The sequence below is a fragment of the Pseudomonas brenneri genome (genome assembly GCF_007858285.1).
GTDB lineage: Bacteria > Pseudomonadota > Gammaproteobacteria > Pseudomonadales > Pseudomonadaceae > Aquipseudomonas > Aquipseudomonas brenneri.
In genome coordinates this window covers 432153-454907 of record NZ_VFIL01000002.1, presented here as the reverse complement: position 1 = coordinate 454907, position 22755 = coordinate 432153, and the positions used below count along the sequence as shown (strand labels likewise).

24 protein-coding genes are annotated in these 22755 nt (G+C 58.9%); 14 read left to right on the top strand and 10 right to left on the bottom strand.

The annotated features are described in order from the left end of the window. Nucleotides 1–5: 5 nt before the first annotated feature. The 4 genes from FJD34_RS05325 to FJD34_RS05310 all read right to left on the bottom strand — a co-directional run bounded on the left by FJD34_RS05325 (nucleotide 6) and on the right by FJD34_RS05310 (nucleotide 2817). Nucleotides 6–617: a phage baseplate assembly protein V gene (locus tag FJD34_RS05325; RefSeq protein WP_032858415.1), complete on the bottom strand. Its 612-nt coding sequence runs from the start codon at nucleotides 615–617 to the stop codon at nucleotides 6–8. A 3-nt stretch (nucleotides 618–620) separates the two neighbouring features. Then, complete coding sequence (locus FJD34_RS05320; protein ID WP_065942652.1) at nucleotides 621–1133, bottom strand: hypothetical protein; 513 nt, start codon at nucleotides 1131–1133, stop codon at nucleotides 621–623. 21 nt (nucleotides 1134–1154) lie between these two features. Further along, nucleotides 1155–1487 (bottom strand): phage holin family protein, encoded by a 333-nt coding sequence (locus tag FJD34_RS05315; RefSeq protein WP_032858418.1) that lies wholly within the window; start codon nucleotides 1485–1487, stop codon nucleotides 1155–1157. A gap of 601 nt (nucleotides 1488–2088) precedes the next feature. Next, nucleotides 2089–2817, bottom strand: coding sequence for a LexA family transcriptional regulator (locus tag FJD34_RS05310; protein WP_082445537.1), 729 nt, complete (start codon nucleotides 2815–2817; stop codon nucleotides 2089–2091). 369 nt (nucleotides 2818–3186) lie between these two features. Between FJD34_RS05310 and mutS the strand changes: the two genes are divergently transcribed. Together mutS and fdxA are read left to right on the top strand one after the other, a co-directional pair. Further along, nucleotides 3187–5778 (top strand): DNA mismatch repair protein MutS, encoded by a 2592-nt coding sequence (mutS, locus tag FJD34_RS05305; protein WP_090291900.1) that lies wholly within the window; start codon nucleotides 3187–3189, stop codon nucleotides 5776–5778. A 142-nt stretch (nucleotides 5779–5920) separates the two neighbouring features. Further along, nucleotides 5921–6244 (top strand): ferredoxin FdxA, encoded by a 324-nt coding sequence (gene fdxA / locus FJD34_RS05300; RefSeq protein WP_032858421.1) that lies wholly within the window; start codon nucleotides 5921–5923, stop codon nucleotides 6242–6244. 497 nt (nucleotides 6245–6741) lie between these two features. Here the strand turns inward: fdxA and apbC are convergent, their stop codons facing one another. Beyond that, the gene (gene apbC, locus FJD34_RS05295) at nucleotides 6742–7836 is read right to left on the bottom strand and encodes an iron-sulfur cluster carrier protein ApbC (protein ID WP_032858422.1); all 1095 of its coding nucleotides are present in this window, start codon (nucleotides 7834–7836) and stop codon (nucleotides 6742–6744) included. 171 nt (nucleotides 7837–8007) lie between these two features. Here apbC and metG point away from each other — a divergent pair, with 171 nt between their 5' ends. The 8 genes from metG to FJD34_RS05255 all read left to right on the top strand — a co-directional run bounded on the left by metG (nucleotide 8008) and on the right by FJD34_RS05255 (nucleotide 14921). After that, nucleotides 8008–10059: a methionine--tRNA ligase gene (metG, locus tag FJD34_RS05290; RefSeq protein WP_032858424.1), complete on the top strand. Its 2052-nt coding sequence runs from the start codon at nucleotides 8008–8010 to the stop codon at nucleotides 10057–10059. A gap of 110 nt (nucleotides 10060–10169) precedes the next feature. After that, the gene (locus FJD34_RS05285) at nucleotides 10170–10721 is read left to right on the top strand and encodes an Rnf-Nqr domain containing protein (protein WP_090291902.1); all 552 of its coding nucleotides are present in this window, start codon (nucleotides 10170–10172) and stop codon (nucleotides 10719–10721) included. Next, nucleotides 10718–11926 (top strand): electron transport complex subunit RsxB, encoded by a 1209-nt coding sequence (gene rsxB / locus FJD34_RS05280; RefSeq protein ID WP_032858427.1) that lies wholly within the window; start codon nucleotides 10718–10720, stop codon nucleotides 11924–11926. Before FJD34_RS05285 ends, rsxB begins: the two co-directional genes overlap by 4 nt. Next, nucleotides 11913–12878, top strand: a complete 966-nt coding sequence (locus FJD34_RS05275) for an RnfABCDGE type electron transport complex subunit D (RefSeq protein WP_090291904.1) — start codon at nucleotides 11913–11915, stop codon at nucleotides 12876–12878. Before rsxB ends, FJD34_RS05275 begins: the two co-directional genes overlap by 14 nt. Then, nucleotides 12875–13480: an RnfABCDGE type electron transport complex subunit G gene (locus FJD34_RS05270; protein ID WP_065942648.1), complete on the top strand. Its 606-nt coding sequence runs from the start codon at nucleotides 12875–12877 to the stop codon at nucleotides 13478–13480. The genes FJD34_RS05275 and FJD34_RS05270 overlap by 4 nt, the downstream gene beginning before the upstream one ends. Then, nucleotides 13473–13976 (top strand): Rnf-Nqr domain containing protein, encoded by a 504-nt coding sequence (locus tag FJD34_RS05265; RefSeq protein ID WP_090291906.1) that lies wholly within the window; start codon nucleotides 13473–13475, stop codon nucleotides 13974–13976. Before FJD34_RS05270 ends, FJD34_RS05265 begins: the two co-directional genes overlap by 8 nt. Before the next feature lie 16 nt (nucleotides 13977–13992). Next, nucleotides 13993–14631 carry an endonuclease III gene (nth, locus tag FJD34_RS05260; protein ID WP_032858433.1) on the top strand — a complete coding sequence of 213 codons (639 nt, stop codon included), beginning with the start codon at nucleotides 13993–13995 and terminating at the stop codon, nucleotides 14629–14631. Between the two features lie 107 nt (nucleotides 14632–14738). After that, nucleotides 14739–14921, top strand: coding sequence for a PA3496 family putative envelope integrity protein (locus FJD34_RS05255; RefSeq protein WP_032858435.1), 183 nt, complete (start codon nucleotides 14739–14741; stop codon nucleotides 14919–14921). A 61-nt stretch (nucleotides 14922–14982) separates the two neighbouring features. On the opposite strand, the gene FJD34_RS05250 is transcribed toward FJD34_RS05255, so the two are convergent. The 3 genes from FJD34_RS05250 to FJD34_RS05240 form a co-directional block, all read right to left on the bottom strand. Beyond that, on the bottom strand, nucleotides 14983–15615 hold the full coding sequence (locus FJD34_RS05250) for a response regulator transcription factor (RefSeq protein WP_032858436.1): 633 nt from the start codon (nucleotides 15613–15615) through the stop codon (nucleotides 14983–14985). A gap of 626 nt (nucleotides 15616–16241) precedes the next feature. Beyond that, on the bottom strand, nucleotides 16242–17459 hold the full coding sequence (locus FJD34_RS05245) for an argininosuccinate synthase (protein WP_003208700.1): 1218 nt from the start codon (nucleotides 17457–17459) through the stop codon (nucleotides 16242–16244). Nucleotides 17460–17587: 128 nt separating this feature from the next. Next, nucleotides 17588–18496 carry a flagellar protein MotY gene (locus tag FJD34_RS05240; RefSeq protein ID WP_032858438.1) on the bottom strand — a complete coding sequence of 303 codons (909 nt, stop codon included), beginning with the start codon at nucleotides 18494–18496 and terminating at the stop codon, nucleotides 17588–17590. 156 nt (nucleotides 18497–18652) lie between these two features. Between FJD34_RS05240 and pyrC the strand changes: the two genes are divergently transcribed. Together pyrC and rnt are read left to right on the top strand one after the other, a co-directional pair. Further along, entirely contained in the window at nucleotides 18653–19699 is a 1047-nt protein-coding gene (pyrC, locus tag FJD34_RS05235) for a dihydroorotase (protein WP_032858441.1), read from the top strand. Then, a complete protein-coding gene (gene rnt, locus FJD34_RS05230; protein ID WP_029295237.1) occupies nucleotides 19696–20367 on the top strand; it encodes a ribonuclease T in 672 nt (223 codons plus the stop codon). Before pyrC ends, rnt begins: the two co-directional genes overlap by 4 nt. Nucleotides 20368–20437: 70 nt before the next feature. Here rnt and FJD34_RS05225 read toward each other — a convergent pair whose 3' ends face one another. Then, nucleotides 20438–21040 carry a peroxiredoxin gene (locus tag FJD34_RS05225; RefSeq protein ID WP_032858443.1) on the bottom strand — a complete coding sequence of 201 codons (603 nt, stop codon included), beginning with the start codon at nucleotides 21038–21040 and terminating at the stop codon, nucleotides 20438–20440. 236 nt (nucleotides 21041–21276) lie between these two features. On the opposite strand from FJD34_RS05225, the gene FJD34_RS05220 reads away from it, so the two are divergent. Further along, nucleotides 21277–21495 carry a bacterioferritin-associated ferredoxin gene (locus FJD34_RS05220; protein ID WP_032858445.1) on the top strand — a complete coding sequence of 73 codons (219 nt, stop codon included), beginning with the start codon at nucleotides 21277–21279 and terminating at the stop codon, nucleotides 21493–21495. Between the two features lie 201 nt (nucleotides 21496–21696). Further along, on the top strand, nucleotides 21697–22167 hold the full coding sequence (gene bfr, locus FJD34_RS05215; RefSeq protein ID WP_032858446.1) for a bacterioferritin: 471 nt from the start codon (nucleotides 21697–21699) through the stop codon (nucleotides 22165–22167). A 166-nt stretch (nucleotides 22168–22333) separates the two neighbouring features. Here bfr and grxD read toward each other — a convergent pair whose 3' ends face one another. Beyond that, complete coding sequence (gene grxD / locus FJD34_RS05210) at nucleotides 22334–22672, bottom strand: Grx4 family monothiol glutaredoxin (protein WP_032858447.1); 339 nt, start codon at nucleotides 22670–22672, stop codon at nucleotides 22334–22336. Between the last annotated feature and the right edge of the window lie 83 nt (nucleotides 22673–22755).

The window sequence follows — 22755 nt, the reverse complement described above, 5'->3', positions numbered from 1 at the left end:
AATCCTTATGCCGTGCTGATAACTCGGCCCTGGTGATCGACCACCGGGCCACTCAAGTGCACGCCGGATGCATCCAGCAGCATGCCGACGGCTCCGACTTGCAGACTGATGGTTGCGGCGGTCATGACTAAACGGGCAGCGCCCAAATTCATTTCCACTTGCTCGCGAGAGCCGCTGAATGCCGCTGGTCCATTGTTCCAACCCAATACATGTGCTGCGGCGTCGTAGGCGCTTTGCGTGCCGTCCTCATAACGTCGGCTCGTCAGGCTGGCCGCACTGGACAGCGGCGGAAAGCGGTCACTGTTGAGGCCAAACAACGCCACCGACTGCCCCCCACCCTCGCCACCGCCGTAGTTGAGCAGCAGGCATTGCTCACCCACCGTGGGGATCCGCGTTTCCGTCTGCGCGCCGGCGCTGGGGTTGAAAAAACGAATCGCCGGGGTCAGCAACTCGCCATGGCTGACCTTGCAGGTATTGCTGGCCGCATCGACCTCCTGGCACACGCCGATCCGGCAAAAGCTCTCGGCACGCCGATAGAGGTCTTCAAGCTGGGTTTCCATGTGGGCCAGGCGCTCGATCAGGGGCGCCAATTGCAGGCGTAACAGTGCATCGAACATGGGCTACTCCTGCAATGGCCGGTATTGATCGGGGTCGTCGATGTTCGACACTTCCCAGGTACGGGCAAACAGCGGCTTGCCGATGGGGTCGTTGAGCAGTGGCGGGCCGAGGTAAAGGGTCTGGCTGAAGGACACGGTCCAACTGTCATAGTTGGTTTCGGCCCCCACCAGGCTCGACGGCAGCGCGACGATATTCACCGGCACATCGCACTGGGCCGGCGGCAACTGCCAACGGTTATCCAGTACCAGGTCCATCAGCCGGCTCGCCAGGTCACAAGCGTCAAAGGGTTGCGCGCCCTGGGCGGCCATGACTTTGAGCGAGATCGACAGCACATGGGCCTTGCGCCCTTCAAGGGAGCGCACGCCGGGGCCATTGCGCTCGACCGTGATCGCCACGCCGGTTTCATCCGTCGCCAGAAAGCCCGGCGGGCTGCCCACCCGCAAATCGGGGAACGCTGCACGCAGCGCCTCGCCGACAGCAATCGGCAGCTGTGAAGGTTTTTCAATGAGGGTCATGGTGTGGCTTCCTTGCAACAATCACTTTGAATCCGGGGGTTGGTTGACCCCGATGCGCTTGGCGGCCCAGCGCTCATACAGGCCGATGGCCACGTCGGCACCGGCCATGGCGGTCAGGCATCCGAGGGCGCCCGCCGTCCAGATCGACATGCCAGCGGCATACAGCAGCATCAGTGCCGATACCCCGCACACCATGCACGCCCCGGAACGCAGGGCCAGGCGACGGACCAGCGACCAACCGCGGGCGCCCTCCTTGTCGGCGCGCCACATTTCCCCGGATACCCCGCCGATCAGGGCCAGAATAATCACCAGCCAGATAGGCATTTCTGCCAACGCTTGCTGCTCGTTTGTCATGTCACGCCTCCTGGAATGCGTAAAACCGGCAGGTGGCCGGTGCTTTGATCAATAAGTGGTTTGATGTGTCGGTAGGCATTCCAAAAAGCCCGGTTGCCCAGGCTTTTCAGTAATGCGGTCCTTGCGATCTTTCGGCGCTACTGGCGCGGTACGGATCTTTCCTCGATGTTTTTCCGACCACGATCCCTGTCTGCCGGATAACTGCTTCTGGTGCTTTACGCTGCACACCCGGGTCAGTTGCCAACCCTCTGAACCGTTAAGGCCGGTTCATCGCTGCCTGTGGTGAAACCGTGAAACTAAAGAGCGTCGGCATCCTTGCCGGTGTTGCCTGGCGTCCTTGCCATCACTCGGTGGCGTCCTTGCCAGTGTTGCGTGCCTTCCTTGTCTTCCCTGGCAGCATCCTTGCCGCCTCCACCAGGCCTTGTTGGCTGGCTTGAGATGAAGAATATGCATGTATGGATATACAGTCAATGCATAAATGCATTTATTTCCACCCGAACAATGCATATCAGCATAAACATCTTGAAAGACAGCCACTTGGCGGTTTTCCGCAGGCGAAAAAAAGCCCGCTGATGAGCGGGCTGTTTCTTACAAAGGAGGTTTAGCGGGCGTACATGCCCCACCAGAAAACGTGACCGAGGATGCTGATCTGTTCTTCCTGGATATCCTGGAAGCTGTAGTCCTCATCCGGATGCTCATCACGATTGAAACTGCGCAGGCGAATCCCCGAAGGCAGGCGATAGAGTTGTTTGACCCGCAATTGGCCGTTGTGGTTGATGGCATACAAATCGCCATCGACGATATCGCCAATCCCGCTCTTGCCAGCATTGACCCCCACCGTCGCCCCATCGCGCAATACCGGCAGCATGCTGTTACCGCGCACCGTCACACACTTGGCCTGATCGAATTGCACACCGTTATGCCGCAGGCTGCGCTTGCCGAACCGCAGGCTGGCCTTCTCGCTTTCCTCGATGACGAATCTTCCTGATCCAGCAGCCAATTCAACCTCACGCAAAAAGGGGATCGACACCTCGTCGTCATTGACGGGGGTATCGTCGTCCCACAGGCTTATATCCTTGAGCTCCGAATGCATCGGGTCACGCTCATCCAACCGCACCGGCGCCGCACGCCCGCGCAACTGGTCAGTGCTGATGCGGAAATAATCAGCGATACGCGAGATGTGCTTGTCCGACGGATCAACGATCTTGCCGCTGAGGATCCGGGACAGAGTGGATTGAGGCACGCCGGTACGCCGGTGAAGCTCCGTGGGGGAGATCCCGTCGTGATCGAGCAGCTCTCTTAAGACGATTGAAACGTTGCGTTTTTGCATAACGGGGATAGTGACGGGAGTTTTTGGGGTTGGCAAATGCTAATTTGCATATTTTGTGCATGACGTATGCACATCCACACCTAATGCCGATTTTCTGTAGAAGCGAGCTTGTCTCCGGGCGGCGTTCCGACGAAAAACCTCAGAGCACCGCGCTTACCCAGCAAGCACGCATTATCGTTAACGTTCTTCGCGAGCAAGCTCGCTCCTACAGCCAAGATCGGCGTTAGGTGTACTCCTTCTGCGTTTTACCTAACCGTTTGTGAACTGCGAAGCACTGACCTCACATGTTAACCTTGCCGCCATCGCAAAAAATGCTGGGCCAAGCGCCCCCTTTGCCCCATCACTTTCAACGAATTTGCCTACTATCCAATGAGTAAAAACACTTCCGATCTGTCCTCCCACACCCCGATGATGCAGCAGTACTGGCGCCTGAAAAACCAGCACCCTGATCAGTTGATGTTCTATCGCATGGGCGATTTCTACGAGATCTTCTATGAAGATGCGAAGAAGGCCGCCAAGTTGCTGGACATCACCCTGACCGCGCGCGGGCAGTCGGCTGGGCAGGCGATTCCGATGTGTGGGATTCCTTATCATTCGTTGGAAGGTTACCTGGCCAAGCTGGTCAAGCTCGGCGAGTCGGTGGTGATCTGCGAGCAGATCGGCGACCCGGCCACCAGCAAAGGGCCGGTGGAACGTCAGGTGGTACGCATCATTACGCCGGGGACGGTGAGTGATGAGGCGCTGCTGGATGAGCGCCGCGACAACCTGATCGCGGCGGTGCTGGGGGATGAGCGGCTGTTCGGCCTGGCGGTGCTGGATATCACCAGTGGCAACTTCACAGTCCTGGAGATCAAGGGCTGGGAAAACCTGCTGGCAGAGTTGGAGCGGATCAATCCGGTGGAGTTGATGATCCCGGATGACTGGCCCAAGGACCTGCCGGCGGAAAAACGTCGTGGGACCAAGCGCCGTGCGCCGTGGGATTTTGAGCGTGATTCGGCGCTAAAAAGTCTGTGCCAGCAATTCTCCGTGCAGGATCTCAAGGGCTTTGGCTGCGAGACCCTGACCCTGGCCATCGGCGCCGCCGGTTGCCTGCTCAACTATGCAAAGGAAACCCAGCGCACCGCCCTGCCGCATTTGCGCAGCCTGCGCCATGAGCGCCTGGACGACACCGTGGTGCTCGATGGCGCCAGTCGGCGCAATCTGGAGTTGGACACCAACCTGGCTGGCGGGCGCGACAATACCCTGCAGTCGGTGGTCGACCGTTGCCAGACCGCCATGGGCAGCCGTTTGCTGACCCGCTGGCTGAACCGCCCGCTGCGCGACTTGACGGTGCTGCAAGCGCGTCAGTCATCTATTACCTGCCTGCTGGACGTCTACCGTTTTGAAAAGCTGCAGCCGCAGCTCAAGGAGATCGGTGATATCGAGCGAATCCTCGCGCGAATCGGCTTGCGTAACGCTCGCCCTCGCGACCTGGCACGCTTGCGAGACGCGCTGGGCGTATTGCCCGAGTTGCAACAGGCGATGACCGAACTGGAAGCGCCGCACCTGCAACAACTTGCCGTCACGGCCGGCACCTACCCGGAACTGGCGGCGCTGCTGGCAAAAGCCATCATTGACAACCCGCCTGCAATCATCCGCGACGGAGGCGTGCTCAAGACCGGTTACGACAGCGAGCTGGACGAGCTGCAAGCCCTGAGCGAAAACGCCGGGCAGTTCCTGATTGACCTGGAGGCCCGCGAAAAAGCCCGCACCGGCCTGGCCAATCTCAAGGTCGGCTACAACCGTGTGCACGGCTACTTTATTGAATTGCCGAGCAAGCAAGCCGAGCAGGCACCTATCGATTACCAGCGCCGCCAGACCCTCAAAGGTGCCGAGCGCTTCATCACGCCCGAGCTCAAAGCATTCGAAGACAAAGCACTGTCGGCCAAGAGCCGCGCCCTGGCCCGGGAGAAAATGCTCTATGAGGCCTTGCTCGAAGACCTGATCGGCAAGCTGGCACCGTTGCAGGACACCGCCGCGGCCCTGGCCGAGCTGGATGTGTTGAGCAACCTGGCCGAGCGCGCCTTGAACCTTGACCTGAACTGCCCGCGTTTTGTCAGCGAGCCGTGCATGCGCATTGTCCAGGGTCGCCATCCGGTAGTGGAACAAGTGCTGACCACCCCGTTCGTGGCCAACGACCTGTCGCTGGACGACGATACGCGCATGCTGGTGATCACCGGTCCGAACATGGGTGGTAAATCCACCTACATGCGCCAGACCGCATTGATCGTGCTGCTGGCGCATATCGGCAGCTTCGTGCCGGCGGCCAGTTGCGAGTTGTCCCTGGTAGACCGCATTTTTACCCGGATCGGCTCCAGCGATGACCTGGCCGGTGGCCGTTCGACCTTTATGGTGGAAATGAGCGAAACCGCCAATATCCTGCACAACGCCAGCGACCGCAGCCTGGTATTGATGGACGAAGTGGGGCGCGGCACCAGTACCTTCGACGGCTTGTCCCTGGCCTGGGCGGCAGCCGAGCGCCTGGCGCACCTGCGGGCCTATACGCTGTTTGCCACCCACTACTTCGAGCTGACCGTATTGCCGGAAAGCGAGCCGCTGGTGGCCAACGTGCATCTCAATGCCACCGAGCACAACGAACGCATCGTGTTCCTGCACCATGTGCTGCCAGGCCCGGCCAGCCAGAGTTACGGCCTGGCCGTGGCGCAACTGGCCGGTGTACCGAACGACGTGATTTTGCGCGCCCGCGAGCACCTCAGCCGCCTGGAAACCACGGCCCTGCCCCATGAGAATGTGGTCGCCAGCCCCGCCAAGGCCACCAGCAAACCTGCGGCACCGCACCAGAGCGATATGTTCGCCAGCCTGCCCCATCCAGTGCTGGATGAGTTGGTAAAGCTTGACCTGGATGACTTGACACCGCGTAAAGCGCTCGAAATGTTATATGCACTGAAGACTCGGATATAACGCAGACGCTTGCAAGCTGGTAGACTCTCGCGCGGTTTGGGATGCTGCGGGCTTTTAGCCTGGCCCGCAGACTATCGCTCCCGAACCTCGCGAGCCCTGCCACAAGGGGTTTCGCTGCCGCCGCCTGAGGAGAAAATTAGAAATGACCTTCGTCGTCACCGACAACTGCATCAAGTGCAAGTACACCGACTGCGTAGAAGTGTGTCCGGTGGACTGCTTTTACGAAGGCCCGAATTTCCTGGTGATCCACCCGGATGAGTGCATTGACTGCGCCCTGTGTGAACCAGAATGCCCGGCCGTTGCGATTTTCTCCGAGGATGAAGTCCCGGCAGAGATGCAGGAATTTATTCAGTTGAACGTCGAGCTGGCGGAAATCTGGCCAAACATCACTGAGAAAAAAGAATCGCTTCCAGATGCGGAAGAGTGGGATGGCGTAAAAGGCAAGATCAAAGACCTCGAACGCTAACAGCGTCGCGCCCCTTCAAAAGGCCCCTTGCGGGCCTTTTTGCGTTTCTGCACGCCGGTCTTTTACTTTTCTGCAGGCAAAAAAAGGGGCGGTTTGACCCGCCCACATTTTTTCCCTAGTCCCTGTGTTCCCTTTCATCGTCCTGATGAATCGCATCCTGCGAGGTTCCCTGAGTCATCGATCCTTGATGACTGTGTCAATCCGTGGACACAGGGCTGATAGTAGAGACTTCCCGAACAAGTTCAACGGGATCCATTCGCAAGCACAACCTGTCGCCGCCTTCGAACCACAATAAATAAATGTTATTTTTCAATTGCATAGAAATATATCCAGGTAATTCGAGGCGTCCTGGCGCGGCTAAAAAACCAAACACTTACGAAAAAGTAAGCGAATGCTTACACGGTCCATTAGGGAAATGCGCACTCGACCGTCCAAAAGGTTTACGCAAGACAAGAAAAAGCCCCGACAGGGTCGAGGCTTTTCTGCCTTCAGGCTGATCAGTCGTCGCTGACAGTGATGGTCGGCATTGCCTGGGCACCGGCTTCCTGCAAGACAATCCGCGCGCCCACATGGCGGGCCAGTTCCTGGTAAACCATGGCGATCTGCCCATCCGGCTCGGCGACCACCGTCGGCTTGCCGCCATCAGCCTGCTCACGAATGCCCATCGACAGCGGCAATGAAGCCAGCAACTCAACGTCATATTGCGTGGCGAGCTTTTCACCGCCGCCTTCACCGAACAAATGCTCGGCGTGACCGCAGTTGGAACAGATGTGCACCGCCATGTTTTCCACCACGCCCAGCACCGGGATGTTGACCTTGCGGAACATCTCCACGCCTTTGCGCGCGTCGAGCAGCGCCAGGTCCTGGGGCGTGGTCACGATCACTGAACCGGCCACCGGCACTTTTTGCGCCAGGGTCAGCTGGATATCACCGGTGCCTGGCGGCATATCGATCACCAGGTAGTCCAGGTTGCCCCAGTCGGTCTGCATCACCAGTTGCATCAAGGCCCCGGACACCATCGGCCCACGCCAGACCATCGGCGTGTTGTCATCGGTGAGGAACGCCATCGACATGACTTCCACGCCATGGGCCTGGATTGGCACGAACCACTTCTGGTCCTTGATCTTGGGCCGCGAACCTTCGGCAATGCCAAACATCACGCCCTGGCTGGGGCCATAGATATCCGCGTCGAGAATCCCCACCCGCGCGCCTTCACGGGCCAGGGCCAGGGCCAGGTTGGCCGCCGTGGTCGATTTGCCCACGCCTCCCTTGCCCGACGCCACGGCCACCACGTTCTTGACGTTGGCCAGGCCCGGGATCTGTGCCTGGGCCTTGTGCGCGGCGATCACGCACTGGATGTCGACCTTGGCCGAACGCACACCGTCCAGGCCTTCAATGGCCATTTGCAGCATCTGCGCCCAGCCGCTCTTGAACAGACCGGCGGCGTAGCCCAGTTCAAGCTGGACCGTGACCTGATCGCCCTGCACATCAATGGCCCGGACACAGCCGGCGCTGACCGGGTCCTGGTTCAGATAGGGGTCGGTGTACTGGCGAAGAACGGCTTCCACCGCTGCGCGATTGACGGCGCTCATGGGCTACTCCCGGAAAAGACAGACTAAAACAGGCGGCTATCCTAACCGTTCCCGCGCCCGAGGGGCATGCTTTCGCGACATTGGAAAACCCTGAAACAGCCTCACGGGGTGAAATAAATTCGCCGGCGCTTTATAGTGGCCGACCTCCGTTTCATCAAGTAGCCGAGCCCCATGTCCGAGCCACGCAAGATCCTCGTCACCAGCGCCCTGCCCTATGCCAATGGTTCCATCCATCTTGGCCATATGCTTGAGTACATCCAGACCGATATGTGGGTGCGCTTCCAGAAGCATCGCGGCAATCAATGCATCTATGTCTGCGCAGACGACGCCCACGGTTCGGCCATCATGTTGCGCGCCGAAAAGGAAGGCATCACTCCGGAACAACTGATCGCCAACGTCCAGGCTGAACATAGCGCCGACTTTGCCGAGTTCCTGGTGGATTTCGACAACTTCCACTCGACCCACGCCGAAGAAAACCGCGAGCTGTCGAGCCAGATCTACCTGAAGCTGCGTGACGCCGGGCACATTGCTACGCGCTCGATCACCCAGTATTTCGACCCGGAAAAGAAAATGTTCCTGGCCGACCGCTTCATCAAGGGCACCTGCCCCAAGTGCGGCACTGAAGACCAGTACGGCGACAACTGCGAAAAATGCGGTGCCACCTATGCACCCACCGACCTGAAGGATCCGAAGTCGGCGATCTCTGGCGCCACCCCGGTGCTCAAGGATTCCCAGCACTTCTTCTTCAAGCTCCCGGATTTCCAGGAAATGCTGCAAGCCTGGACCCGCAGCGGCACCCTGCAGGACGCCGTGGCGAACAAGATCGCCGAATGGCTGGATGCCGGCCTGCAACAGTGGGACATCTCCCGTGATGCGCCGTATTTCGGTTTTGAGATACCCGATGAACCGGGCAAGTACTTCTACGTGTGGCTGGACGCGCCAATCGGCTACATGGCCAGCTTCAAGAACCTCTGCGACCGCACGCCAGAGTTGGACTTCGACGCGTTCTGGGGCAAGGACTCCACCGCCGAGCTGTACCACTTCATCGGCAAGGACATCGTCAACTTCCACGCCCTGTTCTGGCCGGCCATGCTCGAAGGCTCGGGCTACCGCAAGCCAACCGGCATCGCCGTGCACGGCTACCTGACGGTCAACGGCCAGAAGATGTCCAAGTCCCGTGGCACCTTTATCAAGGCGCGCACCTACCTGGACCACCTGTCGCCGGAGTACCTGCGCTACTACTACGCGTCCAAGCTGGGCCGTGGCGTAGACGACCTGGACCTGAACCTGGAAGACTTCGTGCAGAAGGTCAACTCGGACCTGGTGGGCAAGGTAGTCAACATCGCCAGCCGTTGCGCCGGGTTTATCCACAAGGGCAATGCTGGCGTGATGGTTCCGGTCAACGCCGCGCCAGAACTGACCGACGCCTTCCTGGCCGCCGCGCCAAGCATCGCCGATGCCTATGAAGCCCGCGACTTTGCCCGTGCCATGCGCGAGATCATGGGCCTGGCCGACCGTGCCAACGCCTGGATCGCCGACAAGGCGCCGTGGTCGCTGAACAAGCAGGAAGGCAAGCAGGATGAAGTCCAGGCCATCTGCGCCACCGGCATCAACCTGTTCCGCCAACTGGTGATCTTCCTCAAGCCGGTGCTGCCGTTGCTGGCCGCCGACGCCGAGGCATTCCTCAACGTTGCACCGCTGACCTGGAATGACCATACCCGCCTGCTCAACAGCCATCAGCTCAACGAATTCAAGCCGTTGATGACCCGTATCGATCCGGTCAAGGTGCAGGCCATGACTGACGCCTCCAAGGAAGACCTGACCGCCAGCCAGACCGATACCGGCCAGGCAGCCCCAGCGGGCAATGGCGAGTTGGCCAAGGATCCGCTGTCGCCGGAAATCGACTTCGACGCGTTTGCCGCAGTGGACCTGCGTGTCGCGCTGATCATCAAGGCCGAAGCGGTGGAAGGCGCCGACAAGCTGTTGCGCCTGACCCTGGATATCGGTGATGAACAACGCAACGTGTTCTCCGGGATCAAGAGCGCGTATCCGGACCCGTCCAAGCTCGATGGTCGCCTGACCATGATGATCGCCAACCTCAAGCCACGGAAAATGAAGTTCGGTATCTCCGAAGGCATGGTGATGGCTGCCGGCCCTGGCGGTGAAGAGATCTACCTGCTCAGCCCGGACAGCGGCGCCAAGCCTGGCCAGCGCATCAAGTAACACCTCAAGCCTGCCCTGCCGTGGTGATTAGCCGCGACAGGGCGGTTTGCGCTAGTACCCTCTCCCTGCTTGCCGGATAATCAGGCCCTGTTTGCTTAACCGGCTCGACCATGACCGAAATGCTAGTCGCCCTTCTCAGCGCCACCCTGATCAGCCAGTACATGCTGCGCCGGTTGTTGCCTGGTGATCCACAGTTGGAACGACTGCGGGTGCATGCCCTTGGGCTCGCGACCACGCTGCTGGTGGCGCTGGCCGGTATTTCGAGCTATCTGCTGGACCTTTTTTTGTTGCAGCCGTTGGCGCTGGGCGCGTTATGGCTGTTTGCCTACGTGCCCGCGGTGATCCTGTTGAGCCAGCCGTTGCTGAATGTGCTTTCCCGCCGCGTGCCCGCACTGCCCTTTACTGGGTTGTGGGGGCCGCTGCTGGCCAACGCCGGCGTGCTCAGCGTGGTGCTCCTGAGCCCTGGCAATACCAGCCAACTGATTTATTGCCTGGGCATCGGCCCGGCGTTCTGGCTGACCCTCAGCCTGTTCAATGACCTGCGCCAGCGAATAGACCAAAACGATATCCCCCAGCCCTTCAAAGGCCTGCCCGTGAACCTGCTCAGCGCCGGGCTGATGGCCGTGGCGTTGCTGGGCTTAAACGCAATGATCACACCATGAGCCTGATTCAACGTATCGACGCCCTGCTGCCCCAGACCCAATGCGGCAAATGCGGACACCCGGGTTGCAGGCCCTACGCCGAGGGTATCGCCCAGGGCGAGGCCATCAACAAGTGCCCGCCTGGCGGCACCGAAACCATCGCCGAGCTGGCGCAGCTGTTGAACCTGGCGCCGCTGGAGCTGGACCGTTCCCGTGGCGAAGCCCCCGCGCAGATTGCCTTTATCCGCGAGGCCGAGTGCATCGGCTGCACCAAGTGCATCCAGGCCTGCCCGGTGGATGCGATTGTCGGCGCAGCGAAGTTGATGCATACGGTCATCGTCGATGAATGCACCGGCTGCGACTTGTGCGTGGCCCCGTGCCCGGTGGACTGCATCGATATGCTGGCGCTGCCCCAGGCCACGGTGCTGCCGATAGTCGCAGGCTTTGCCAGTACCGCCGAGGAGCTCCAGGCGCGAGCGACCAAGCGCGACCGCGCCCGGCGTCGCTTCGAACAGCGCAATGCACGGCTGCAACGCGAGGAAGAACACAAACTGGCGGAACGCCTGGCCCGCAGCAAACGCCCGGCCCCCAGCCCACAGGTTGAGAGCGACCCTATGCAGGCCGCCATCGAGCGGGTCCGCGCGCAAAAAGCTGCCGACATCGATGCGGCGGTAAAAAAGGCCAAAATCAACCTGGCAATGAGCCGAGCGCAACTGCACAAATCCCTCAAAGCCTTTGGCCACCCGCCAACCTTTGAGCAGCAGTCGCAGTTGATCATCCTGCAACAACAGTTTGAGTCCGCCGAACAGGCATTAAACGCACTCGAAGCGAACGCCCCCGCCGTGGCGATCCCGCAAACCAATAAAGATCCTGAGCTCAAGCGCGCAAAAATCCAGCTGGCCATGCGTCGCGCCGAGCTGAAAAAAGCCCAGGACGCGCTGGCCGGCGCCGAACAGTTGGCCACACTGGGCACAGCCCTGGCCGCTGCTGAACAGGCGTTGCACGCTGCCGAGGAAAACTCGGCCCAGCCCAGGCCAGACCTGCAACGTGTCGAGAAACGGCCGATCGACAACCAACTGCGCCAGTTGAAGACCGCCCTGGCCTATGCCCGCGCCGACCTGAGCAAGCTCGAACGCCACCCCGCCAGCAGTGCAATCGAGCTGATGGACGCCAGGCAGCGCCTGGCTGACGCCCAACGTTGGGTGGATGAACATGTTGGCGCCTGAAGCAGTCGAGCGCCAGCAACAGGCCATGCAGCGCCTGTTAATGGCAGTAACGCCTGGCTTGCTGGTGCTGTTCTGGCTGTATGGCTGGGGCGTGCTGATCAATCTGTTGCTGGCCGGCACCTGTGCATGGGCCGTCGAAGCCTGGGTGCGTCGGTTGCGCGGCCATGACTCCCGCGACCTGAGCGGTCTGGTCAGCGCGGTGCTGCTGGCCCTGGCATTGCCACCTTATTGCCCGTGGTGGTTATGCCTGGGCGCCGTCAGCAGTGCATTGCTGCTGGGCAAACACCTGTATGGCGGCAAGCAGAACCCATTCAACCCGGCCATGGTCGGTTATGCCCTGATGTTACTGGCCTTTCCCCAGCCAATGACCCATTGGCCGGCGTCCCACGGCCTCGACCTGCTGGCCGGCCTGCAACAGGTGTTCGGCCTGCACGGCGAGGCCGCCGATGCCTGGGCCCGAGCCACGGCGCTGGACGCTTTGCGCATCAACAATAGCCTGACCATCGATGAGCTGTTCGCCCGCCACCCGGCTTTCGGCCAGATCGCAGGCAAAGGAAGCGAGTGGGTAAACCTGGCGTTTCTCGCCGGCGGGCTTTTTTTACTGCAGCAACGGGTTTTCAGTTGGCACGCGCCAGTGGGCATGCTCGCCAGCCTGTTCGTCATCAGCCTGCTGTGCTGGAACGGCTCGGGCTCCGACTCCCATGGCTCGCCGCTGTTTCATCTGTTGACTGGGGCCACCATGCTTGGGGCCTTCTTCATCATCACCGAACCGGTGTCGGGTGCGAAAAGTGCGCGGGCGCGCTTGCTGTTTGGCGTGGGTGTGGGTGTATTGACCTATCTGATCCGCACCTGGGGCAGCTACCCGGATGGCGTAGCGTTCGCGGTACTGATGATGAACCTAGCGGTGCCAGCGCTGGAGCGCTGGGCGCGACCGCAGGCGGTGAATGCATGAAGCGCACCTCTCAAGCCTTGATCGTGCTGCTGATCGCGGTTGGCGCAGTGGGCCTGACCATCGGCCTGCAACAGCTGACCGCCAAGCCGATTGCCGAGCAGCAGCGCGCGCTGCAAAACCGGGCGCTGCTGGATGTGCTGCCCACTGGCGGCTATGACAATCAACCGCTGGAGCACCCACTGGGCATCACCTCGCCAATGCTGGACAACAGTCAACTGCTGGGTGGTTACCTAGCGACCCTGGCCGGTAAACCCAGTGCGGTTGTGCTGCGCTCACAGATCGATGGATATGGTGGGCGCATTGAGTTGCTGATTGCCATCGACCGCAACGCCAAGCTGCTCGGGGTAAAAACCCTGGCACACACGGAAACACCCAGTCTGGGCGGACACATTGGCGAGTCCGGCAATGCGTGGATTGCTGCATTCAAGGGGCTGTCACTGGAAAATCCACAGGCCTGGGCGCTGAAGAGAGACAGCGGCCAATTCGACCAGATGGTCGGCGCCACCATCACGTCTCGCGCGGTGATCAATGCGATCCATGATGCCTTGCGCTACTTTGACGGGCATCGCCAGGCACTGCTGGAGCCCACCGACCATGACTAAACCGTTCGCCCTCGCCAGCCTGTTGTTGCTACCTGCGCTGCTGGGTGTCAGTGCTACGCCGTCGGGCGCCGCAATGTTCTGGGTTTCGTGGATGCTAATCGTAACGCTCCATGGCTGGAGCTGCGGCTGGGTGCGCAATCGCCTCAGTGGCCATTGGCGGCTGATGGCCAATGTGTTGCTGGCCACCACCTGGGTCAGTTGCGCGTACCTGGTGGCGCAGGCCCTGGCCTTTGCGCCGTCTACGGGCCTTGGGGCATACCTGGCGCTGATCGCCATGCAATGCGTACTGCTTGAACATGACGGCCTGTTCGCTGCCAACCAGCGCAGGGCACGGCTTCAACTGATCGCTGTGTCAGCCGGGCTGTTGGTTGCAATCACTGTTGCGCGCTTTTTACTCGCCAGCAGCATCGCCATGCTCGCCCCAACAGGGTTTATTCTGCTCGGGTTGCTGCTTGCCGGATGGCAGGCCTGGACTCAACGCCGCAAACCACACTGAAGGAACCGCTCGCCCAATGAACGCCGCAAAACGCCTGGAGATCTTTCGAAGGTTTCACGAAGACAATCCGGAACCCAAGACCGAACTGGCCTACTCGTCACCGTTCGAGTTGCTGATCGCCGTGATCCTGTCTGCACAATCGACGGATGTGGGCGTGAACAAGGCCACGGCCAAGCTGTTTCCCGTGGCCAACACCCCGGCGGCGATCCATGCCCTGGGGGTGGAAGGGCTGTCGCAGTACATCAAGACCATTGGCCTGTACAACAGCAAGGCGAAGAACGTCATTGAAACCTGCCGGTTGCTGGTCGAGTTGCATGGCGGTGAAGTGCCACAGACCCGCGAAGCACTTGAAGCATTGCCCGGCGTGGGGCGCAAGACGGCCAATGTGGTGCTCAATACAGCGTTTCGCCAACTGACGATGGCAGTGGACACCCATATTTTCCGAGTCAGCAACCGTACAGGGCTGGCGCCTGGCAAAAATGTGGTGGAGGTGGAGAAGCAACTGATGAAGTTTGTACCCAAGCCTTACCTGCTCGACTCCCACCACTGGCTGATCCTGCACGGACGTTATGTGTGCCAGGCCCGCAAGCCGCGTTGTGGCAGCTGTCGCATCGAGGATCTGTGTGAATACAAGGAAAAGACGTCGGACGATTGAGCAATCATTGATTTTATTGATCAGTCGATTGAAAAAATCTTTTTTACCCGGTGCACGATTGTCGATATAAGGAGCGCCAACGGCAGTCTTAGCCTGGAGTTAACCTTATGAGCACTGGCAAAGAGCAACTGGATGTAGAAGATGACTTTGTGGCCGCAGACACTGACGAAGCAGCCGAGGCACCTGTAGAAGTTGCCAAGACCAATTTGAGCAAACGCCGCACCATCGACAATCTTCTGGAAGAGCGACGCTTGCAAAAACAGTTGGCCGATTACGATTTCGATCTCTAGCCAAACGATCACACAGAAGCCTCCGCCATGGAGGCTTTTCCTGCCTGTTGCTCCCTGCTTATTAAACCAGGCCGTTACGCTGGGCAAGCTCGATCAGGTCCACCAGGGACCGGGCATTGAGCTTGAGCAGCAAGCGTGTCTTGTACGTGCTCACCGTCTTGTTGCTGAGGAACATGCCGTCGGCGATCTCCTTGTTGGTTTTGCCCTGGGCCAGTTGCTGCAACACCATCATCTCCCGGCCTGAGAGCCGCTCGACCATATCCGCTTCGCTGGTATTGCCTTGCGTGGAGCGCACCGAGTTGAGGGCCTGGTTGGGGAAGTAGCTGTAGCCAGACAGCACCGCCTTGATCGCACTCAGCAACTCGGTGAGATCCTGTTGCTTGCACACGTAGCCCGCGGCACCAGCCTGCATGCAACGCATGGAAAAGTGGCCTGGCGCCTGTGACGTCAAGACCAGCACCTTGAAGGGTTGCGCCTGCTTTGTGGAAGACAGGCGACAAATAACTTCCAAACCGTCAAGTTTGGGAATTCCAATATCCAGGATGACAATATCCGGCATATGCTCCCGCGCTAGTTGCAACGCGTCGACTCCGTTATCGGTCTCTGCAACGACCTCATAACCATGACGTTCCATTAGCATGCGTACAGCAAGACGAATGACGGGATGATCATCCACGATCAGCACTTTATTCATGGGCAAGTCCAATTTCGCTGTTCGAATTATTCAGAACCAGCACAATAGCCTAGTCGTTTCCTCCTTGGCATAGCACTCCCCCCCAAGTAACGACAAGCAGAGACCCAGCCCACAAAGTTATGAGAATAGGCCTACAAAAAAACGACTATATGGATGTGTCGGTTTTTGTTCGGCCTTTCAGAACTTTCCGCTGGCAAACATATCTTGACTCAAAAAAGCCCCCATCGCCGAGGAAAAGTAAACGTGACGCACGCCACTTTCAGGAAATATCCCTTGCACGGTTTGTATCGGCGGGCGTCGGAGCCACCAAAGCCGTTTCCAAAAAGTTCCCTCGTGCAACACCCCCTGACAACAACTGGAATTATCTGACAGATATTTCTACAAACGAAACCTAACGCTTCCTTTTTACTACTAAACAACTGGATGAATTCAAACACAAATAAGACTATTCACCTGAAACACCAACTTCCGGACACAAAAAAATCAAATGTAAAAAATAATAAACACCGAAAATTCCGACGACCAAAAGAACATTAAACATTGATAAACACAATCGCCTCCTGAATCGCAGGTAAAAAAAATGGCCCCTCTTTCAAGGAACCATTCTTTATGAGGCTTCAGGCTTTTCAGAACAACTTGCGGCCCTTGTTGGCCGCAATGCGCATGCGCAGGGCGTTGAGCTTGATGAAACCAGCGGCATCGGCCTGATTGTAGGCACCGCCGTCCTCTTCAAAGGTCGCGATGTTGGCATCGAACAGCGACTCATCGGACTTGCGGCCGGTCACGATCACGTTGCCCTTGTACAGCTTCAGGCGCACAACACCGTTCACATGGACCTGGGACGCATCGATCATCTGTTGCAGCATCAGGCGCTCAGGGCTCCACCAGTAGCCGGTGTAGATCAGGCTGGCGTACTTGGGCATCAGCTCATCTTTGAGGTGAGCCACTTCGCGGTCCAGGGTGATGGACTCGATGGCGCGGTGAGCGCGCAGCATGATGGTGCCGCCTGGGGTTTCGTAGCAGCCACGGGACTTCATGCCCACGTAACGGTTTTCCACGATGTCCAGACGGCCAATGCCGTGCTCGCCACCGATACGGTTCAGGGTCGCCAGTACGGTGGCCGGGGTCATTTCGACGCCGTCCAGCGCGACGATGTCGCCGTTGCGGTAGGTCAGTTCCAGGTACTGGGCCTTGTCAGGAGCGTTCTCCGGGGAGACGGTCCATTTCCACATGTCTTCTTCGTGCTCGGTCCAGGTATCTTCCAGCACGCCGCCTTCATAGGAGATGTGCAGGAGGTTGGCGTCCATCGAGTACGGGGACTTCTTCTTGCCGTGGCGTTCGATCGGGATTGCGTGCTTTTCAGCGTAATCCATCAGCTTTTCACGGGACAACAGGTCCCATTCACGCCAAGGGGCAATCACTTTTACGCCAGGCTTCAAGGCATAGGCGCCCAGTTCGAAACGCACCTGGTCGTTGCCCTTGCCAGTGGCGCCATGGGAAATGGCGTCAGCGCCGGTTTCATTGGCGATTTCGATCAGGCGCTTGGCGATCAGCGGACGTGCGATGGAAGTACCCAGCAGGTACTCGCCTTCGTAGACGGTGTTGGCGCGAAACATCGGGAAAACGAAATCGCGGACGAATTCTTCGCGCAGGTCGTCAATGTAGATCTCTTTGACGCCCATGGCTTGCGCCTTGGCTCGTGCAGGTTCGACCTCTTCGCCCTGACCCAGGTCAGCGGTGAAGGTCACCACTTCACAGTTATAAGTATCCTGCAGCCACTTGAGGATCACCGAAGTGTCCAGGCCGCCGGAATACGCGAGAACGACCTTGTTTACGTCGGCCATGCCATCACTCCACGGGGTTTTACGGAAAGGCGTCGATTCTACCGATCAAAACCGTGAAATTACAGGGGCGCGACAGCAAATGAAGATAAAGCGACAGATTATGTCGAGCGCGCGACGAATGGCCGCACTCAGGACGTTGCCGCCGCATTCGCCGGAGCCGTGGCCTGGGGCGCTGGTTTCTCGGGGGCAGGCACGCGATCAAGGTGAATATTCACTCGCCGGTTCTTCGCCCGGTTGGCCGGATTGGTATTGGGCACCAGCGGATAACGTTCACCGTGGAAGCGCAGAACGATCTGCGACTCAGGAATACCGTTGGCCTTGAGGAAGTCCATCACCGCCAGGCCCCGGCGCCGGGACAGGTCGCGATTGGTCAGGCGGTTGCCGCTGTTGTCCGAATGGCCGTCCAGTTCGATATGGTTGACCGTAGGATCGGCCTTGATGAATTCGAGCATCACCATCAACTTGGCCTTGGCCGCCGGATCCAGGTCGATACCACCACCCGGAAAGCCCACTTCAGCCTGCTTGACCTGCTCGAAATTCATCGGCAGCAATTTCGCGGTACACAACTGGTAGTCGCTATAGGCCTTATTGAATCGCACCGGCAGCAGGCGGATTTCCGAATAGCCGCCGTCCCGGGAATAGTGGCGCACGGTGGGACTGCGACCCTCCAGCAAACCATTGAACAGGCGCCCGGCCTGGGCTTGGGAGCTGTTGAACAGCACATCGCCGCTGCCGACACGTACGGCACCAAGGTTGATATCACCGCGCCCCGGCTGCCACGGTGCCGCCGCCGCCAATAGCGTTGCGGAACCAACACCCAACGCGCTGTTATAGGCTTTCAGACGGAATGTCGCCTGCTCGCCGGCCCGGCGCACAAACTCACCCGAACCAAAATCGGTGATCGGCTGGCTCAAGCGGCACTCGAACTTGTCGCCTTCCACCTTCCACTCGATATTCTCCAGGCGCGTCTGGAATGTCAGGGCCATCGCGGGCAGGCTGGCGAACACGCTGAGCAGGGCTAGATATTGCTGGCGCACGGGCGGCTCCACTGGTTTCTACAACACATCAAGGCGTCATACATCGTTAAGGCATACCCAGGGATATCGGTCGGGCCCTGCAAAACTTGATAGCGAGTGCCTGCAAGAGTCTTTTCCGGTAGCATTCCCACCAGATTGACCCGCCTGGAATCCCCAATGTCCGACCGCCTGACCCTGCTGCGTCCCGACGACTGGCATATTCATCTTCGCGATGGTGCTGCGTTGCCCCAAACCGTGGCCGATGTTGCGCGCACGTTTGGCCGCGCCATCATCATGCCTAACCTGGTACCTCCGGTGCGTAATGCCGCTGAAGCCGACGCCTATCGCCAGCGCATCCTCGCTGCGCGGCCGGCCGGTAGCCGCTTCGAACCGTTGATGGTGCTCTACCTGACCGACCGCACCCAGCCTGCCGAAATCCGCGAGGCCAAGGCCAGCGGTTTCGTACACGCCGCCAAGCTGTACCCGGCCGGTGCCACGACCAACTCCGACTCCGGCGTGACCAGTATCGACAAGATCCTGCCCGCCATCGAAGCCATGGCCGAAGTGGGCATGCCGCTGCTGATCCACGGTGAAGTCACCCGTGGCGATGTCGATGTATTCGATCGCGAGAAGATCTTCATCGACGAACACATGCGCCGTGTGGTCGAGCTGTTCCCGACCCTCAAGGTGGTGTTCGAGCACATCACCACCGCAGATGCCGTGCAGTTCGTCACCGAGGCCTCGGCCAACGTTGGCGCGACCATCACCGCGCACCACCTGCTGTACAACCGCAACCACATGCTGGTGGGCGGGATCCGGCCGCACTTCTATTGCCTGCCGATCCTCAAGCGCAACACTCACCAGGTAGCGTTGCTCGATGCCGCCACCAGTGGCAGCGCGAAGTTTTTCCTCGGCACCGACTCGGCGCCCCACGCCCAGCACGCCAAGGAAGCGGCCTGCGGCTGTGCCGGCTGCTACACCGCCTATGCGGCGATCGAGTTGTACGCCGAGGCCTTCGAGGCGCGCAACGCCCTGGACAAACTAGAGGCTTTCGCCAGCCTCAATGGCCCGCGTTTCTACGGCCTGCCGGCGAATACCGACCGCATTACCCTGGTCCGTGAAGACTGGACCGCCCCCACCAGCCTGCCATTTGGCGAGCTGACCGTTATCCCGCTGCGCGCCGGTGAAACACTGCGCTGGCGCCTGCTGGAGGAACACAAGTGAGTGAAGACCATTACGACGACGAACAGGAACACGGTGGCGGCGGTTCGCGTCACCCGATGGCCGAGCGTTTCCGCGGCTATCTGCCTGTCGTTATCGACGTAGAGACCGGCGGTTTCAATTGCGCCACCGATGCGCTGCTGGAAATTGCCGCGACGACCATCGGCATGGATGAACAGGGCTTTGTGTATCCAGAACACACCCACTTCTTCCGCGTCGAGCCGTTTGAAGGCGCCAACATCGAAGCCGCTGCCCTGGAGTTCACCGGGATCAAGCTCGATCATCCGTTGCGCATGGCCGTCAGCGAAGAAGCTGCGCTGACCGACATTTTCCGTGGTGTGCGCAAGGCGTTGAAGGCCAATGGCTGCAAACGCGCGATCCTGGTCGGCCACAACAGCAGTTTTGACCTGGGCTTCCTCAACGCCGCCGTGGCGCGCCTGGACATGAAGCGCAACCCGTTTCACCCGTTCTCCAGCTTTGACACCGCCACCCTGGCTGGCCTGGCTTATGGCCAGACCGTATTGGCCAAGGCATGCCAGGCAGCCGGCATCGACTTCGACGGACGTGAAGCCCACTCGGCTCGCTACGACACCGAGAAGACCGCCGACCTGTTCTGCGGCATCGTCAACCGCTGGAAACAGATGGGCGGCTGGGAAGACTTCAGCGACTGATTGCGTCCCTGAATCCCATGCATAAAAAAACCGGCCCTCTCAGGCCGGTTTTTTTTACCGCGAACCTGGCTTACAGCTTGCCAGCGTTCTCGGTCAGGTAAGCCGCAACGCCTGCTGGCGAAGCGTTCATGCCCTTGTCGCCTTTTTTCCAGTTGGCCGGGCAGACTTCACCGTGCTCTTCGTGGAATTGCAGAGCGTCGACCAGACGGATCAGCTCTTCCATGTTACGGCCCAGCGGCAGGTCGTTGATGATCTGCGAGCGCACAACGCCCTTGTCGTCGATCAGGAACGCGCCACGGAATGCCACGCCGCCTTCGGACTCAACGTCGTAGGCCTTGGCAATGTCGTGCTTCATGTCGGCAGCCATGGTGTATTTGACTTTGCCGATGCCGCCATCATTGATGGCAGTGTTGCGCCAGGCGTTGTGGGTGAAATGGGAGTCGATGGAGACGGCAACCACTTCAACGTTACGCGCCTTGAAGTCGTCCATGCGGTGATCCAGGGCGATCAGCTCGGACGGGCAGACGAAGGTGAAGTCCAGCGGGTAGAAGAACACCAGGCCGTATTTGCCTTTGATGGCTTCAGACAGCTTGAAGCTGTCAACGATTTCGCCATTGCCGAGGACGGCTGGTACGTCGAAATCCGGGGCTTGTTTGCCGACGAGTACGCTCATTGGTTATCTCCTGATGGTAATTGAAGTAAATGGACCGCCTTTGAGTCTGCCGTGATTTGACGACAGGCCCGTGACGCGATCACGCTTCGTAAAGACCAACCATCATACCTGAAAAAAGCCGTTCGTCAGCGAGGGCCATATGGGGGGCAATGCTTTGAGAAAGCACTTTGACAATCATTCTCGTTAACATTAAGATCCATCGCACTTAAGCCTTAAACCCGCGATGGTTCTCCCTTATGTATGTCTGCCTCTGCACTGGCGTCACCGACGGACAAATCCGCGAAGCGATCTATGAAGGTTGCTGCAGCTACAAGGAAGTGCGTGAAACCACCGGCGTAGCCAGCCAATGTGGCAAATGTGCCTGCCTCGCCAAGCAAGTGGTACGGGAAACCCTGACAAAACTGCAGGTAGCCCAGGCCGCAATCCCCTATTCAGTAGAATTTACACACGCCTGAATCAGCCTATTTTAAAGAACCGGACTTAATGTCCGGTTTTTTTATGTCTGTAATTCAAATAGTTAGCGCCAAGACGCGGAACACAAACATTCTTATTCCGATTAATTTTCATTTATTATTCAATAACTTAGGTTTGACACTCGTAATTGTGCAGCTCAAACTCTGCCCTATATACAACGAATACAGGGCAGGACCCCAATCATGAAAGGCGACATCTCAGTCATCCAGCAACTCAACAAAATCCTTGCCAATGAACTGGTCGCGATCAATCAGTACTTCCTGCATGCACGCATGTATGACGACTGGGGCCTGGAAAAGCTCGGCAAGCGTGAGTACAAGGAATCGATCAAGGCCATGAAGGATGCAGACGCGCTGATCAAGCGCATCCTGTTCCTCGAAGGCCTGCCGAACGTCCAGGACTTGGGCAAGCTGAACATCGGCGAGCACACCCTGGAAATGCTCAACAGCGACCTGAACTTGGAGCGCAAGAGCCACGCCGACCTCAAGGCCGCCATTGCCCACTGCGAGACCAAGGGCGACTTCGGTAGCCGTGAGCTGCTGGAAGATATCCTGGAAGACCAGGAAGAGCACATCGACTGGCTGGAAACCCAAGTCGGCCTGATCGACAAAGTGACCCTGGAGAACTACCTGCAATCGCAGATGGGTGAATAATCTCTAACTATTGTAGGAGCGAGCTCGCTCGCGAAAGACGTTAACGATAACGCGAGCATTCTGAATGAACGCGGCGCCTTTACGCTTTTCGTGAGCAAGCTCGCTCCTACAGGTACAAAAAAGCCCCGCTCTCGAATGAGAAGCGGGGCTTTTTATTGCGCGCGAATTACGCTTCGGTCTTGGCAGCGGCTTTTTCAGCAGCGTCCTTGATCAGCGCCTGCAACGAACCATCAGCCGCCATTTCGGTGATGATATCGCTACCGCCGACCAGTTCACCGGCTACCCACAGTTGTGGGAAAGTTGGCCAGTTGGCGTACTTCGGCAGGTTGGCGCGGATTTCCGGGTTTTGCAGGATATCCACGTAAGCGAACTTTTCACCACACTGCATGACAGCCTGGGAAGCCTTCGCGGAGAAGCCACACTGAGGGGCATTCGGGGCGCCCTTCATGTAAAGCAGAATGGTGTTGTTGGCAATCTGCTCTTTAATCGTTTCGATGATATCCATGGAACACCTCGGCTGGAACTTTGCGACTCACAGGTCGGCACGGTGGCGCATTGTAACGCAAAATCCCAGCGTGGTGCTCGGGC

Bases quoted from the DNA above. Each gene is read 5' to 3' on its own strand.
- FJD34_RS05325 (WP_032858415.1), bottom strand. From the start codon at position 617: ATGTTCGATGCACTGTTACGCCTGCAATTGGCGCCCCTGATCGAGCGC.
- FJD34_RS05320 (WP_065942652.1), bottom strand. From the start codon at position 1,133: ATGACCCTCATTGAAAAACCTTCACAGCTGCCGATTGCTGTCGGCGAG.
- FJD34_RS05315 (WP_032858418.1), bottom strand. From the start codon at position 1,487: ATGACAAACGAGCAGCAAGCGTTGGCAGAAATGCCTATCTGGCTGGTG.
- FJD34_RS05310 (WP_082445537.1), bottom strand. From the start codon at position 2,817: ATGCAAAAACGCAACGTTTCAATCGTCTTAAGAGAGCTGCTCGATCAC.
- mutS (WP_090291900.1), top strand. From the start codon at position 3,187: ATGAGTAAAAACACTTCCGATCTGTCCTCCCACACCCCGATGATGCAG.
- fdxA (WP_032858421.1), top strand. From the start codon at position 5,921: ATGACCTTCGTCGTCACCGACAACTGCATCAAGTGCAAGTACACCGAC.
- apbC (WP_032858422.1), bottom strand. From the start codon at position 7,836: ATGAGCGCCGTCAATCGCGCAGCGGTGGAAGCCGTTCTTCGCCAGTAC.
- metG (WP_032858424.1), top strand. From the start codon at position 8,008: ATGTCCGAGCCACGCAAGATCCTCGTCACCAGCGCCCTGCCCTATGCC.
- FJD34_RS05285 (WP_090291902.1), top strand. From the start codon at position 10,170: ATGACCGAAATGCTAGTCGCCCTTCTCAGCGCCACCCTGATCAGCCAG.
- rsxB (WP_032858427.1), top strand. From the start codon at position 10,718: ATGAGCCTGATTCAACGTATCGACGCCCTGCTGCCCCAGACCCAATGC.
- FJD34_RS05275 (WP_090291904.1), top strand. From the start codon at position 11,913: ATGTTGGCGCCTGAAGCAGTCGAGCGCCAGCAACAGGCCATGCAGCGC.
- FJD34_RS05270 (WP_065942648.1), top strand. From the start codon at position 12,875: ATGAAGCGCACCTCTCAAGCCTTGATCGTGCTGCTGATCGCGGTTGGC.
- FJD34_RS05265 (WP_090291906.1), top strand. From the start codon at position 13,473: ATGACTAAACCGTTCGCCCTCGCCAGCCTGTTGTTGCTACCTGCGCTG.
- nth (WP_032858433.1), top strand. From the start codon at position 13,993: ATGAACGCCGCAAAACGCCTGGAGATCTTTCGAAGGTTTCACGAAGAC.
- FJD34_RS05255 (WP_032858435.1), top strand. From the start codon at position 14,739: ATGAGCACTGGCAAAGAGCAACTGGATGTAGAAGATGACTTTGTGGCC.
- FJD34_RS05250 (WP_032858436.1), bottom strand. From the start codon at position 15,615: ATGAATAAAGTGCTGATCGTGGATGATCATCCCGTCATTCGTCTTGCT.
- FJD34_RS05245 (WP_003208700.1), bottom strand. From the start codon at position 17,459: ATGGCCGACGTAAACAAGGTCGTTCTCGCGTATTCCGGCGGCCTGGAC.
- pyrC (WP_032858441.1), top strand. From the start codon at position 18,653: ATGTCCGACCGCCTGACCCTGCTGCGTCCCGACGACTGGCATATTCAT.
- FJD34_RS05225 (WP_032858443.1), bottom strand. From the start codon at position 21,040: ATGAGCGTACTCGTCGGCAAACAAGCCCCGGATTTCGACGTACCAGCC.
- FJD34_RS05220 (WP_032858445.1), top strand. From the start codon at position 21,277: ATGTATGTCTGCCTCTGCACTGGCGTCACCGACGGACAAATCCGCGAA.
- bfr (WP_032858446.1), top strand. From the start codon at position 21,697: ATGAAAGGCGACATCTCAGTCATCCAGCAACTCAACAAAATCCTTGCC.
- grxD (WP_032858447.1), bottom strand. From the start codon at position 22,672: ATGGATATCATCGAAACGATTAAAGAGCAGATTGCCAACAACACCATT.